The sequence below is a fragment of the Nonomuraea sp. NPDC049129 genome (assembly GCF_040648495.1).
Lineage (GTDB): Bacteria > Actinomycetota > Actinomycetes > Streptosporangiales > Streptosporangiaceae > Nonomuraea.
In genome coordinates this window covers 124,136-138,300 of sequence record NZ_JBEZDU010000028.1, presented here as the reverse complement: position 1 = coordinate 138,300, position 14,165 = coordinate 124,136, and the positions used below count along the sequence as shown (strand labels likewise).

The window sequence follows — 14,165 nt, the reverse complement described above, 5'->3', positions numbered from 1 at the left end:
AAAGCTATCTCGCCGGGCTCCACCTACGCGGAGCCATCTTGTGGATCCGAAGCCTTCAACCGATCTAAAGATCCGAACTCCATACAGGCCCTAGGTCGACGGCCTCGGGAACGACGGCCAGCTCAGCGGTGTCCACGGCGCGCAGCTCCGCCCAGGCTCCCGACCAGCCGAAGGTGACCACGCGGGTGCCGGCGGCAGGACCTGAGCCGTCGGCGGCGGCCTGGACGACCACCCCGGCGGCGTCCCATCCCGGGACGTACCCGGGCCGGACGTTCGCGCTTGCGTAGGCGATCTCACCGAAGTTGAGCGAGAAGGCCGCCACCTGGACCAGCGCCTGGGAGGGCGTGGGCGCCGGGTCAGGCACGACATCGAAGGTGAGGTCTGGGTTGTAGATCAGGGCTCGCATCGTTACTCCTCCACGAAGGGTGACGGATACGAACCTGACGGAACGCGCGCACGATCGGCTGCGGGTCAGCGCATGGACGCCTCCTCGCCCAGCGCCGCGCGGACAGCGGCGGCGATCCGGTTGACGTCGCCGCGTTCTGCGGGCGGTAGGGGCGCGCCCACCGACTCCCTGAGCGCGGTGGCCTCACCCAGCAGAGCCGCCGCCTCCTCGTGGGCGCCCTCGGCCGCCGCGACCCCGGCCAGCCCCTCCCGGGCCAGGGCGATGGCGCGCGGATCGCCGGCCTCGCGGGCCGCGGCGAGCCCCTCCAGGTGCAGTGCCCTGGCCGTGGCGCAGTCGCCGCGCTGCTCGGCGATGAAGCCGAGCTCGGCCAGCAACAGCGTCACCCCGTAGAAGGGCACCCCGTAGTCGGCTGCCAGGCGGCGATTCCAGTCCAGCGACTGCTGGAAGAGCTCCGCCGCCGTCTCGAGGTCGCCGGCGCGGCGGGCCACGAGGCCGAGGCCGACCCGGGCGAACTCCTCGGCGAAGCGGTCGGACTGCTCGGCCGCCAGGCGCATCCCCCGCTCGTGCAGCTCCCAGGATCCGTCCAGATCTCCGGTCAGCAGGGCGAGCCGGCCGAGGCTGGACAGCCGGTAGGACGCGTCGATCCACAGCCTCAGGTCCTCGGCGATGCGCAGGCCCTCGCGGTGCAGGCGGGCGGCCCGCTCGTAGTCACCGATGATCTCGGCGAGGTAGCCGAGCATGTCGGATGCCTGCAGCCTTCCCCAGCCGTCGCCCAGGTCATCGAAAATCGTCAAGCTGTCGCCGGCGGACCGCTCGGCCAGGGCATGGTCACCCTGGAACATCGCCTGCTTGGCGCGACCCGCCAACGTCGCCGCCTCGCCCCAGCGGTCGCCGACAGCGCGGAACCCGGCCAGCGCCTCCGTCAGCAGGCCCGCCGCAGTGGCGGCGTCCCCGAAGCTCAGTTGCGCGTGTGCCAGGAACCAGCGTGAGCGTGCGTCGCGAGCGTCCAGCGCCCGAGCCGCAGTACGGCTGCGCTCCAGCAGATCGCTGCCGTCCCCGGTCAGCATCGCGAACCCGGCCTCCCACGCCGCCGTCCGCACGCATTCCACGCCGGGCAGCGCCATGGCCGCGGCGAAGGAGGCGCGGCCCTCCCGGTGCCTGCCGCGCAGGTACCAGTACCACCCCAGGGCGTCGACCAGGCGCAGTGCCAGCGCGTGGTCGGTGGTGTGCTCGAGCGTGGCCCGCAGGTTGGGCGCCTCGGTGTCCAGGCGGTCCAGCCACTGGCGCTGATTAGGACCGTACAGGTGGGGCCTCGCCTGTTCGGCCAGCTCGGTGTAGTAGAGGTCGCGGCGCTGGAAGACGGGGTCGCCGTCGGCGAGCCGTTCGAGACAGTAGGCGGCGATCGACTCCAGCAGCCGGTAGCGGATCCCGCCGGAGGACTCGACCATCGACCTGGTCACCAGCTGATCCAGCAGGTCGGCGACATCCACTCCAGGGTTGAGTCCAGGGCCCGCGCACACCGCCTCGGCCGCCTCCAGAGTGCAGCCGCCCGGGTGGACGGCCAGCCGGAGCAGGATCAGCCGCTGTTGCTCGGTGAGTTGCTCCCAGCTCCAGTCGATCACCGCGCGCAGGGTCTGCTGGCGGGCGGGCCGTCCCCGGCCAGAGACGGCGAGCAGGTGGAAGCGGTCGTCCAGCCGATCGGCCACGCCGCGGACGCCCAGGGCGCGTACTCGGGCCGCGGCCAGCTCCAGCGCCAGCGGCAGGCCGTCCAGCCTCCTGCAGATCGCCGCCACCGCGGGCGCGCTCATCTCGTCCAGGACGAACCCGGGCGCGGCGGCCGCGGCTCGTGCCACGAACAGCTGCACTGAGCCGGCCTGCCCCGGGTCTGCGCCGGGCACCGGAAGCTCGAGCGGCGCTACCGCGTACAGCGTCTCCCCGGGGATCGCCAGCGACTCCTGGCTGGTCGTCAGCACCCGCAGGTCCGGGGCGGCCCGCAGCAGCAGGTCCACCAGGTCGGCGACCGGTTCGACCACGTGCTCGCAGTTGTCCAGCACGAGCAGCAGCCGCCGGCCGCGCAGGGCGTCGGCGAGCCGGTGCGCCAGGCCGGCCGGTCGTACGCCGGGACGCGAACCCGTCGCCGTCTCGTCGCGGACGTCCAGCTCAGCGGCCACCACCTCGGCCACCGTCGCAGTCTCGCCCGACACCCCCGCCAGCTCGACCAGCCACACTCCGTCGGGAAAAGCGTCGGTAGCGAGGTCGGCTACCGCCAGGGCGAGCCGGGTCTTGCCGACACCGCCCGGACCGGTCAGCGTGACCAGACGCGCCGAGCCGAGCAGGGCATCGACCGCGGCCACGGCCTGCTCGCGGCCGATCAGTTCGGTGAGCGGGGCGGGGAGGTTCGTGCGCGGGCGCGCGGGCGCGAGCGAGGGATCCTGACGCAGCATCGCCTGGTGGAGGGCGGCCAGTTCGGGGCCGGGGTCGAGGCCCAGCTCGTCGGCCAGTCGGTGCCGCAGGTCGTCGTACCCGGCCAACGCTTCCCCCTGCCGTCCCGACCGGTAGAGCGCGCGCAGGTGCGCGGCGCGCAGGCGTTCACGCAGCGGGTGTGCGGCCACCAGCTCGCCCAGCTCGTCGGCCACCAGGCTGTGCCCGCCCAGCTCCAGCCGCGCCTCCGCCCGCTCCTCCAGCGCGGTCAGGCGCTGCTCCTCCAGACCGGTGGCGGCGGTACGGACGAATTCCTCATCGCGGAAGTCGGCGTAGGCGGGACCACGCCACAGCGCCAGCGCGTCCGTCAGCAGCTCGGCCTTCGCCTGGAGATCAGTGGCGGCGCGGGCCCGGCCGAGCAGCGCGACAAAACGGGCGGCGTCCACGTCGGCGGCGCGCAAGACATAACCCGGCGCCTGGAAGGCCACCAGCTCGCGACCTCCTGGCTCCGCCTGCTCCAGGGCGCGGCGCAACTGGGACACCTTGGTCTGCAGCGTGTTGACGGGGTTGCCCGGTGGGCTGTCTCCCCACAGATCCTCGGCCAGGCGGTCGGCGGACACCGTCCGCCCCTCGTGGGCCAGCAGGTCGGCGAGCAGCGCCCGGACCTTCACCTCGGGGACCCGCACGGGCCGCCCGTCGTCCCTCCACACGGAAAGAGGGCCCAGCACACCGAATCGCATCAGGTCACGGTACCCGCAGCGAACCCCCAGCCGATCGTGCGCGCCCCTGTCCACAGTGGAGCCCGAAGCAGAGACGCACCACACGAACGAGGAGCACCACCATGACCGTGAACCGTGAGATCCACCTGGTCGCCCGCCCCTCCGGCGAACCGCGCCCGCAGGACTTCCAGCTGGTCAGCACCGCACTGCCCGAGCCGGCCGAGCTGGCCGAGGACCAGGTCCTGGTCCGCAACACCTGGATGTCGGTCGATCCCTACATGCGCGAGCGGATGCACGAGGGGGAGTCCTACCTGCCGCCGTTCCAGCTCGGCGCGCCCATGGAGGGTTCGGCGATCGGCGAGGTCGTGGCCTCGCGCTCGGCCGATATCCCGGTGGGGACGACCGTCGTGCATTTCCTAGGCTGGCGCGAGTATGCCGTGGTGGACGCCGCCGCCGTGACCGTCGCCGACCTGTCTCTGGCCCCCGCCGAGGCGTGGCTGGGCGCGCTGGGCACCACCGGGCTGACCGCCTACGCGGCCCTGACCCAGGTGGCCCCGGTACGGGAGGGCGACGTGGTCCTCGTCTCCGCGGCGGCCGGGGCGGTGGGCAGCATCGCCGGGCAACTGGCCCGCAAGCTCGGTGCCTCCCGCGTGATCGGCTCCGCGGGCGGGCCGCGGAAGGCCAAGAAGCTCGTGCAGGACTTCGGCTACGACGCCGCGATCGACCACCGTGCCGGTTCGCTCGCCGAGCAACTGGCCGAGGCCGCTCCCGACGGCATCGATGTCTACGTCGACCACGTCGGCGGCGACCACCTGGTGGCGGCCATCGACGCGCTGCGGCACGGGGGCAGGATCGCGATGGTGGGTGCGATCAGCTCCTACAACGCCACCGAGCTGGTCCCCGGCCCGGGCAACCTGTTCGCCCTGGCCGCCAAGGACGCCACCCTGCGCGGCATGCTGATCAACTCCTACTTCCACCTGTTCCCCGAATGGATCGGCAAGGCGGCCGGCTGGCTGGCTGACGATTCCCTGCACACCGAGCTGACCGTGGCCGAGGGCATCGACCGCGCCCCCTTCGCCTTCCTGGACATGATGCGCGGCGGCAACGTCGGCAAGATGCTGGTGAAGCTCTGACACGCCGCCTCCACAGCCAACAAACAGATCAAGGAACGGACCATGTCCACAAAAATGACCACGGCTGAGCGGGAGAGCTTCCTCACCGACACGCACATCGGAGTGCTGAGCGTCGCCGGTTCCGGCGGGCGGCCGCCCATGGCGGTACCCATCTGGTACGGCTACGAGCCCGGCGGCGAGCTCACCTTCGCCACGAGCCTCGACAGCGCCAAGATGGCCCTGATCCGCGAAACATGCCAGGTCGGATTCACCGCCCAGCAAGAGGCGATGCCCTACAAGTACGTCTCCCTCGAAGGGACCGTTGTGGGCTGGGAGCCGACCGACGCCGACGAGTATCGCAAATGGTCAATCCGCTATCTCGGTCCCGAGGCAGGCGAGCGGTTCTTCGACAGCATCAAGGACTACGTGCGGACGATGGTCACCGTGCGCGTACGCCCCGAGCGCTGGCGAACCTACGACTTCGGCAAGGAATTCAGCGGTTAGTATCCGGGGGCGAGTTCGCCCCCGTCCCCATCAAGCGATCCAAGTCACAATGGTGAGCGTGACCGGCGCCCTGGAACCGCTCAGACGTCGTCGGGGCCGACGGATGCTCCTCGGTGGTACGAGGTCACCTCTGGGGAGCCGGCCCCGGCCGGATCACCGAGTGGATCACCTGGCAGGTGTTCGTCAAGGGCCCGCTCGACCTCGTCTCCTCCCATCGGGTCCTCATGATCGTTGGACGAGAAGGGCTCTGCGGCCTGATCCCCGCAGGGGAAGAACTGCTGCTGTGGTGGTTCGACCATCGGGCCGGCCACCGTGAGCCGCTACCCACCTCGCCCGTCGAGGCTCCGCGGAGCCCAGGAACCCGGTCTGGTCTGTCGGCAGCACGATCGACTTGGGCGCTGACGGGGTCCCGGGGAACGGGCCGGTGGCGATACCGGCACCGCGCCCCGGGCCGGCTCCAAGAACTCAAGGGATGTTTCTTATAGGCGCTCATCCGATGCTCATCGGCGCCCGGCAGGCTGGAGGCACCCATCGGAAAGGACCGAACCATGACGCCTGCCATCGCCGGCTTCGACTACCAGCGCGTGCCCGTCGCCGACGGCGTGTCCCTGAATGTGGCCGTCGCGGGCTCGGGCACGCCCATCGTGCTGCTGCACGGCTTCCCGCAGACCCACCTGATGTGGCGGCACGTCGCCGCCGACCTCGTGGCCGACCACACCGTGATCTGCCCCGACCTACGCGGTTACGGCGCCAGCGACAAGCCCACCGAGACCGACCGGGCCGGGGCGGGCCGGGCTGGGGCGGACCGCGCTGGGACCGACCACACCGGGACCAACCGGGCAGGGACCGACCACACCGGAACTGGTCCCATCGAGACCGAGCACGCTGAGACCGATCCCGCTGAGACCGAGCACGCCGTATACGCCAAGCGCACCATGGCCGCCGACATCGTCGCCCTGGCCCGCGCGCTGGGCCATGAGCGTTTCGCGCTGGCCGGCCATGACCGCGGCGCCCTGGTCGCCTTCCGCGCCGCACTCGATCACCCTGAGGTGATCACCCACCTGGCCGTCCTGGACGTACTGCCGACCCTGGACATGTGGCAGGTGATGCGCGGCACCAGCGCCGCCGTCGGCTTCCACCTCTACCTGATGGCCCAGCCGCCGGGCCTGCCCGAGCAGATGATCGCCGCGAGCCCGGACGCCTTCTTCGGCCACTTCCTCGACATCTGGACGAACGACCCGCAGGCGATCCCCGCCGATGTCCGCACCGCCTACCTGGACGCCTGCCGAGCCGCGGTGCCCTCGATCGTCGCGGACTACCGCGCCTCAGCCGGCATCGACGTCATCCACGACCAAGCCGACCGGGACGCCGGCAATCGGCTGCGGATGCCGGTTACGGTCCTCCAGCAGGACTGGGGCGCCGCCCTCGGCTTCGACGCGGCCGCCCTGTGGCGCGCGTGGGCGCCCGACCTGCGGCATGAAACCGTCACCTGCGGCCACTTCATGGCCGAGGAAGCGCCCGCTGACATCGCCAAGACCCTCCGAGACCTGCTCACCCGCTGAACGACCAGCCAGAGCCGGGCCGCCGAAGGCATCCGCCGGTCCGGCACGGCCTGGGTGCGTTCCGGTTGGCCTGTCGGCTTGGGGGGCGAGAGTCTTGGCGCCAGGAGTGGACCTTCCCCTTGGGTGAAGGGGCAGCATCGTGGTGCCGGTCGCTTTGGCCGGCGCGAGGAGGGCGGGGTATGGGGCTGCTGACGATCGGGGCGTTCGCTCGGGCCGCGCGGTTGTCGCCGAAGGCATTACGGCTGTACGACGAGCTCGGGCTGCTCCGCCCGGCCGCGGTGGACGGGGAGTCGGGTTACCGCTTCTATGATCCGGCGCAGTTGGAGCGGGCTCGGTTGATCGTGTGGTTAAGGCGGCTGGGGATGCCCTTGGCCGGCATCCGTCAGGTGTGCGATCTGGAGCCGGAGGCGGCGGCCGAGCAGGTCGCCGGCTATTGGGAGCAGGTCATGGCCGCCACCGCCGTACGCGAGCAGCTGGCCACCTTCCTCGTCGACTACCTGTCGGGAAGGGGCAGCGCCGTGGAGGACGCGGAAGCGATGATCGGGATCCGTTATGCGGCCCGGTCGGAGTCGGGGCTGGTTCGTACGAGCAATGATGACTCCGTGTACGCCGGCACCCGGCTCCTGGCGGTGGCCGACGGAGCCGGGCCGGGCGGGAACCTGGCGAGCGCGGCGGCGATCGAGGCCCTCAAGCCGCTGGAGCTGGCGGCCGTACCCGCCGGGGATCTGCTCGGCGCGCTGGCTGATGCGGTGACCCATGCCGATCGGGCCCTTCAGGGCATCGCCGAGTCGACATTGTCCGGTGAGGCGATCACGACGCTGACCGCGATGCTGTGGTCGGGCTCCCAGCTGGCGCTGGTGCACATCGGTGACACGCGGGCGTATCTGCTGCGCGACGGTGAGATCTTCCAGATCACCCACGATCACACCTATGTGCAGGGGCTGGTCGACGAGGGCCGTCTCAGCCCGGAGGAGGCCGCCTCGCATCCGCAACGCTCGTTGCTGGCCCGTGCGCTCATGGGCAAGGGAGGGGTGCAACCGGACCTTTCACTGCATACGGCTGTCGCCGGCGACCGTTATCTGTTGTGCTCCGATGGTCTGTCCACTGTCGTCTCGGCAGAGGCACTGCACGGTGTCCTGAGCAGTATGGAGGGGCCGGAGCAGGTTCTCGACGAGCTGGTCAGGCTGGTGTACGCCGCTGGGGCACCGGACAACGTCGCCTGCGTGGTGGCCGATGTGGTGATGCTGTGACCGGCGTGGCCCCTCACTCCCATGGCGGCGCGTCGGTGGTCCGTTCCTTCGGCGCGTACACGATCGACCGGCGGCCCCTGGCGATCCCCGCCTTTCGGCGGCTGTGGGTCGCCGCGGCCGTTTGCGCGGTCGGTGGCTCGTTCAGCGTGGTCACGGTGCCGACGCAGCTGTTCACGATGACCGGCTCGTCCGCGGCCGTCGGCGGTGCGGCCGTGGTGTCGTTCGGTGCTCTGGTCGTCGCTTCGCTGGGGGCCGGAACTCTCGCCGACCTCGTTGACCGGCGGTTGCTGCTGCTGGCCGCTCACTGCGGGCTCGCGCTGACCTACCTGGCCTTGTGGGCTCAGGCGGGCCTGGGAAATCGCTCCGTCGCCGTCCTGCTGGTGCTGGCGGGGTGCCAAGGGCTGGCCTTCGGGGCGATCATGGCGACTATGGGCGCCGCGGTGCCCCGCCTGGTGCCCGCCGAGCTGCTGACGGCGGCCAACAGTCTCAGTTCGCTGGCCCGGTACACCGGATCGGTCGTGGGGCCGCTCCTGGCGGGTGTGCTGATTCCGCTGGTGGGGCTCGGCACGCTGTACCTGTTCGACGCTGTCGCGTTGCTGGCCGTCATATACGCGGTGGTCAAGTTGCCGTCGATCCTGCCCGACCCGGCCCGCCCGGTGTCGGGGGGCGGGCTGTACGGCGCCGCCAAGCCCTACGGCGGCTCAAAAGCTTCGACAGTGCGGCGGTCGTCGATTCTCGGGCAGACGTTCGCCGGGTTCCGCTACCTGCTCAGCAGCCGGGTGCTCGTGGCCGTGCTGGCGGTGGACCTCGCCGCGATGGTCTTCGGGATGCCGTCAGCGCTTCTTCCGGAACTGGCGCAGCGCACCTACGGCGGACCCGTGGGAGGAGGCGTGGAGCTGGGTCTGCTCTACGCCGCCTATCCGGCCGGCGTCTTCGTGGCCGGGCTGATGTCGGGGACGTTCACGCGCGCCCGCCGTCACGGTGCCCTGATGGCATCGGCCGCCGCTGCCTGGGGAGGGACCGTCGTCGTCCTCGGGTTGGCGCCGCGGCTCTGGCTCGCGCTGACGGCCCTCCTGCTCGGCGGTGCGGTGAACTTCGTGCTCAGCACCTTCCGCAACGCCATCTCCCAGGCGTACACCGACGACGCCATGCGCGGCCGGATCCAGGGATCTCTCACCGTCGTCCTCATCGGTGGCCCCCAGCTGGCCAATCTGCTGCATGGGACCGCCGCGGCGGCGTTCGGCCCGCGGGTGACGATCTGCGTCGGCGGGCTGCTCACCGTGACGACCGTCGCCCTGATCGTACGAGCGGCGCCTCGGCTGTGGCACTACGCCGCCCCAGGGCCTGACGCAGGACCAGGCGGTTGACCGGGCGCCTATAGTTAGTTAGATGACTGACTCGAAAGGCTCCCGGGTGAAGACGGCGACCGCCAAGCGGCAGCGGCTGATGATCGCCGCCGCCCGGGTCGTGCACCAGCAGGGCGCGGAACGTACCACCATCGCCGACATCGCCCGCGCCGCCGATGTGCCCGTGGGCAATGTGTACTACTACTTCAAGACCAAGGACGAGCTGGTCTCGGCGGCGCTCAGCGAGCACGTCCGGCAGCTGGGGATGCTCACCGAACATCTGGAGAGCCTCGGCGGCCCGCTGGAGCGGCTCAAGGGCCTGGTGGAGGCGTGGGTCAGCCAGCGCGAGCTCGCGGCCCGCTACGGTTGCCCGACCGGAACGCTGGCCGTCGAGCTGGACAAACGTGATGAGGGTGGCCTGGACGTGGAGGCGGGCAAGGCCATCCGGCTGCTGCTGGACTGGGTCGAACGGCAGTTCCGCGACCTCGGGCTGCCTGATCCCGACGGGCTCGCCCTGACCCTGGTGGGCGCCTATCAGGGCATGTCGCTGCTGGCCAACGCCCTGCGCGAGCCCGACGTCATGACGCGGCAAGGTGCCCGCCTGGTCGCTTGGCTGGACTGCCTGCCGGGCGACGGCTGCCCAGAGCGGTCCGGCGACCGTTCTCAAGCGCACTGATAAAAGGCATGCCGATAAAGGACATATCGCTAAAGAAATGCCAATAACGACATTTAGCGGGCGGAAAGTGGGGCCGTCGGGTTCTGTTTATCGAGCGAGTAAAGCATAACCGCCAAGCGCCAATAGATCATGACAAAGGAGTCGCCAGTTGCTTGTAGAAGGCGTTTCCGGACGTCTCGTGCAGAGCAGGATTTGATCGACATGTTGGCGCCCTGGGGGCGGGGCGGATTCGATAGGGGGTCGGCCATGGGAATGAGCCGATTTAATGCTATACGGGCGGGCACAGCCGCCGCGATGGTCACCACGGCGCTGGCCTGGGCGACCTCCGCCCAGGCGGACACGTGTGCGGAGTCGACCACCTGCTCCACGACGGTGACGTTCACTGTCAACGCGGGCGAGGGGCTGGAGATCAGCGTGCCCGACGGGCCGGTCAGCCTCGGCAGCGGTCAGCCCGGCGACCAGGTCAGCGGGCAGCTCCACGTCGTCACGGTCATGGACCAGCGGGCCGCGCTGAACGCCACCTGGACGGCGAGCGTCTACGGCACGCCCCTGACGACCGGCGGCGGTACGAGCGTCGAGACCGTGCCGGTGAGCGCGCTCCACTACTGGTCGGGGCCCGCGACGGCCACCACCGGTGCCGGAACCTTCGTGCCCGGCCAGCCCACCGCCGCCGACGCGGAGGTGCTCGACGAGGTGTACACGGCCTTCAGCAAGATCAACGGCGCCGGCAACAACTCCGCCAGCTGGAACCCGACCATCGTGATCGACGTCCCCGCCCAAGCGGTGGCCGGTACCTACACTGGCACCATCAGCCACTCGGTCGCCTGAGCCGATGACCAGACGCCCCCGGCCGCACCGGAGCCGATCGCCGCTCAGCTGCTTGAATCAGCTCCGGTGGCGCTCTTACGGCGTGCGCGCAGACGGCGGAAGGTGATGATCAGGACTGTCCCGGCGGCGAGGGCCGCGAGGCATGGGAGGACGAGGATCAGTATCAGCGGGGAGTCCGACACGGCGGCCAGGCCCCACGACCCCGCCTTGCTCGGAAAGGTGAGCGTTCCGGTCTCCGTCCGGTCGATCCGGCCGCTCCTGAGCGTGAGGCTGAACTTCCACGGCCCGTCGGGAAGATCCTGTCCCAGATGTACGGAGACATCCCCCTGCTGGCCGGGCGCCAGGGTCGTGCCCCGCTCGATCGGGAAGGGGCCCGCGCTCAGAGCACTCGGCCCGTCCGTGAGCGACAGCTTCCCTTCGAGGTCGATGGCGCGTTCGCCGGTGTTGGCGATGGTGGCCACGATCTTCGGCTGCCCGTCCTCGGTCCGCTGGGTCAGGATCTCGCCGATCTTGAAGTCTGAGGGTGGCTCACCGCCCGGACCGACGTCGAGGTAGGCGCGGAGCCCTACGCGGTTGACGAGGGTGATGCCCTCCTGCTGCCCCGCGCCGGGCGAGGAGATCTGTGCCCAGATGACGGCGTACCGCTCGCCTTTGGGAGCCCATGCGGGAATGCCGACGGTGGCCTTCACCGACGTCCTGCCCTGCGGAGGCAGGTCGGTGGCGGCCTGGTTGAGCTTGATCCAGGAGCTCAGTTCGTTCGGCGTGCGCTCGGGCTCGAAGGTGAAGCGGCCGTGGCTGATGCCGGCACCGGCGGTGTACAGCTGCACGTGCTGGGGTTTGTCCGAGATGTTGTACACCTCGAAGCGCCGGGTGAACGTGGTGCCGGGATTGACGTGGTCGACGATGAAGGCGTGCGCGCGCGGGTCGTCCATCCGGTTGGCGGGGATCTCCAGCAACCGGATGCCGATGCTGTCCTTGCCGGAGGGGCGCGCCGCGTCCCGGCTCGAGTCCGCGATCGCCGGTGCGCTGAGCATCGCGTACGCGAGCAGCGTCACGGGGACGAGCCGGGGCAACAGTGAAGTGGGCATGTGGGCTAGGCGACGGAGTGGTTCACCGTGCCGGTGTAGACGCCCGCCACCGCTTGGTCGGGGACATTGATCACGATGGTCGGGTTCCAGGTGGCGGAGTTGTCGCCGGAGCCGGTTGTCTTGCTGAAGGCGGTGCGTGAGGAGCTCAGCGACTGCGCGGCCGCCGCGTTCACCTGACCGGGAACGAAGGTCCCGGTCCCTGTGGTAGCGGTCGCCGCGCCGGACCAGTACAGCACGGCCGTGTTGGGAACGGTCTCGGCGGCGGTGCCGCCGCCCGTGGTGAAGGCTCCCGCCGCGGCGACCACGGACGCCACCCAGGTGGCGCTGAGCGCGGCGCGCTGGTCGGCCACCGTGACCGAGCCGAGCTGCGCGCTGATCTGGCCTCCCGAGCTGCCGCTACCGAGGTTCGCCGTGTCGGGTACGGTGATCTCCAGCCCGCCCTCGGCGGCCACGGTGAAGGTCACCGTGGTGGAGCAGGTGGTGGACGCGGCACAGGTGTCGGCCTGTGCGGGCGGGGCCACCGCCACGGTCGCCATCATTCCGGCGATGCCTATCAGGGGAAGGCCCAGACGGCTTTTGAGCACTGCTGTCTCCTTCATCGCATTTCCCGCCCTCTCTGGGCCGTTCTCAGCACATTCTCCTCAGTGATCAGATTTCGGAAACCGTTCCCGAGGGCACATGGCACACTTTTGGTCATCAGATGACGACTATCAGAAATTAGAAATTCACCGCGTGGAGCCATGTGTGAGGAATAACGGTGGTTATGCCGATTTGCCCCTGCACTCTGGTTCACAACGGCATCGGCGTCCCCGGTCCGAGAGCTCTTGTCGTTGTCTTTACGTGGGAATTGCCGCCCACGGATCTGGCGGGGAGACGAAGACAGCGGCAAGTGATCTATGATTCATCGGTTTGCCGCGCGTCGCCGAACAGTCGCCGGACATGAGCGCGGTCATGGCCCTGGGTGAAGATCTGCCTCAAGCTCAGGCAGATGCCGCAGCACCGGCACCTTCACGCCGGGCCTCCGCCCGCACGGACGTCGGCGGCAGCGAGACGGTGACCCGCAGGCCGCCGCCGGGCCGGGCCCGCAGCTCCAGGCCGCCGCCGTGCGCGGTGGCGATGGCCGCGACGATCGACAGTCCGAGCCCGGAGCCGTCGCCGGAGCCGGTCCGGTCGGTGCCGAGCCGCTCGAACGGCTGGGCCAGCCGCGCCACCTGCTCCTGATCGAGGACCGGCCCGCCCGTCTCCACGACGAGCAGCGCGGTCGCGCCGTCGGCCGTGGCGGCCAGGCGGATCCAGCCGCCGTCGTGGTTGTGGGTGATCGCGTTGTCGATCACGTTCTCGGCCAGGCGGGACAGGAGCGTCCGGCTGCCCTGCGTCCACGCGCTGTCGTGGACGTCGCCGTCGTGGACGGTGAGGTTCTTGGCGGTGATGTCGGCGGCTCGGGCGGCCAGGGCCGCGGACACCGTACGGCCGAGCGAGACTTCCGCCCGGTCGGCCAGGGCGCCGTGCTGGGTGCGGGCGAGCACGAGGAAGCCTTCCAGCAGCCGGTCGACCCGGTCGAGCTCGGTGCGGAGCCGCTCGGACAACGCGACCGTCTGCGCGGGTACGGGTTCCGGCTTGGCCAGGGCCACGTCCAGCGACGCCCGCATGGTCGCCAGCGGGGTACGCAGCTCGTGGGAGGCGTTGGCGACGAACCGGCGCTGCGCGGCGAAGGAGCCCTCCAAGCGTTCCAGCAGGTCGTCGATGGTGTCGGCGAGATCCTTCACCTCGTCGGCCGGGCCCGGCACGGCCAGCCGCTCGTGCAGGTTGTCGGCGGAGATCCGCCGGGTGGCCGCGGTGATCGTCCGCAACGGGCGCAGCACCCGGCCCGCGACCATCCGGCCCAGCACGATCGACACCACGGCCATGACGGCCAGCGCGATCGCCGAGCCGATGAGGAGCCGGCGTGATTGGAGCGCCTGTACCTCCGACAGCTGACTCTGGAGGCGGGCGATGAGCTCCTGGGCGGCGCCGGGCGTGAGCCGCTCGACCGGCGCAGTCCCCACGGGGGAGGTGACCCGCGTCCCCAGGCTCACCAGGTTGGTGATGGCCAGCAGTCCGACGCCGGACAGGAGGAACAGGGCGCCGTACAGGGCGGTGAAGCGCAGCCGTACGGTGCCGTCCCGCAGTTTCCTCATGACTCCAGCATGCTGTTTCGCACCTAACAACGACATGACAGCCTCGGTTCGGCCCACGTTATGGCGGCTTGCGTAG

General features: G+C 70.3%; 12 protein-coding genes. 7 read left to right on the top strand and 5 right to left on the bottom strand.

Annotation, left to right across the window (positions count from 1 at the left end):
* Positions 1–64: 64 nt before the first annotated feature.
* Together AB0B64_RS50535 and AB0B64_RS50530 are read right to left on the bottom strand one after the other, a co-directional pair.
* The gene (locus tag AB0B64_RS50535; RefSeq protein WP_358196748.1) at positions 65–406 is read right to left on the bottom strand and encodes a hypothetical protein; all 342 of its coding nucleotides are present in this window, start codon (positions 404–406) and stop codon (positions 65–67) included.
* 65 nt (positions 407–471) lie between these two features.
* A complete protein-coding gene (locus AB0B64_RS50530; RefSeq protein WP_357958939.1) occupies positions 472–3,567 on the bottom strand; it encodes a BTAD domain-containing putative transcriptional regulator in 3,096 nt (1,031 codons plus the stop codon).
* A gap of 101 nt (positions 3,568–3,668) precedes the next feature.
* Between AB0B64_RS50530 and AB0B64_RS50525 the strand changes: the two genes are divergently transcribed.
* The 7 genes from AB0B64_RS50525 (at position 3,669) to AB0B64_RS50495 (ending at position 10,824) form a co-directional block, all read left to right on the top strand.
* Positions 3,669–4,679, top strand: a complete 1,011-nt coding sequence (locus AB0B64_RS50525; protein WP_358196744.1) for an NADP-dependent oxidoreductase — start codon at positions 3,669–3,671, stop codon at positions 4,677–4,679.
* Positions 4,680–4,721: 42 nt separating this feature from the next.
* Positions 4,722–5,162: a pyridoxamine 5'-phosphate oxidase family protein gene (locus tag AB0B64_RS50520; protein WP_357958934.1), complete on the top strand. Its 441-nt coding sequence runs from the start codon at positions 4,722–4,724 to the stop codon at positions 5,160–5,162.
* Positions 5,163–5,710: 548 nt separating this feature from the next.
* The gene (locus tag AB0B64_RS50515) at positions 5,711–6,724 is read left to right on the top strand and encodes an alpha/beta hydrolase (protein WP_357958929.1); all 1,014 of its coding nucleotides are present in this window, start codon (positions 5,711–5,713) and stop codon (positions 6,722–6,724) included.
* A gap of 179 nt (positions 6,725–6,903) precedes the next feature.
* A complete protein-coding gene (locus AB0B64_RS50510; RefSeq protein WP_358196733.1) occupies positions 6,904–7,974 on the top strand; it encodes a MerR family transcriptional regulator in 1,071 nt (356 codons plus the stop codon).
* On the top strand, positions 7,971–9,341 hold the full coding sequence (locus tag AB0B64_RS50505; RefSeq protein ID WP_358196727.1) for an MFS transporter: 1,371 nt from the start codon (positions 7,971–7,973) through the stop codon (positions 9,339–9,341). The genes AB0B64_RS50510 and AB0B64_RS50505 overlap by 4 nt, the downstream gene beginning before the upstream one ends.
* A 22-nt stretch (positions 9,342–9,363) precedes the next feature.
* The gene (locus AB0B64_RS50500; protein WP_358196721.1) at positions 9,364–9,996 is read left to right on the top strand and encodes a TetR/AcrR family transcriptional regulator; all 633 of its coding nucleotides are present in this window, start codon (positions 9,364–9,366) and stop codon (positions 9,994–9,996) included.
* Positions 9,997–10,290: 294 nt separating this feature from the next.
* Positions 10,291–10,824 carry a hypothetical protein gene (locus AB0B64_RS50495; RefSeq protein ID WP_357958918.1) on the top strand — a complete coding sequence of 178 codons (534 nt, stop codon included), beginning with the start codon at positions 10,291–10,293 and terminating at the stop codon, positions 10,822–10,824.
* Between the two features lie 44 nt (positions 10,825–10,868).
* Here AB0B64_RS50495 and AB0B64_RS50490 read toward each other — a convergent pair whose 3' ends face one another.
* From AB0B64_RS50490 to AB0B64_RS50480, 3 genes are all read right to left on the bottom strand, one after another.
* Positions 10,869–11,912, bottom strand: a complete 1,044-nt coding sequence (locus AB0B64_RS50490; protein WP_357958916.1) for a hypothetical protein — start codon at positions 11,910–11,912, stop codon at positions 10,869–10,871.
* 5 nt (positions 11,913–11,917) lie between these two features.
* Positions 11,918–12,496 carry a hypothetical protein gene (locus AB0B64_RS50485; RefSeq protein WP_357958913.1) on the bottom strand — a complete coding sequence of 193 codons (579 nt, stop codon included), beginning with the start codon at positions 12,494–12,496 and terminating at the stop codon, positions 11,918–11,920.
* A gap of 396 nt (positions 12,497–12,892) precedes the next feature.
* Positions 12,893–14,089 (bottom strand): HAMP domain-containing sensor histidine kinase, encoded by a 1,197-nt coding sequence (locus tag AB0B64_RS50480; protein ID WP_357958910.1) that lies wholly within the window; start codon positions 14,087–14,089, stop codon positions 12,893–12,895.
* Positions 14,090–14,165: the final 76 nt, after the last annotated feature.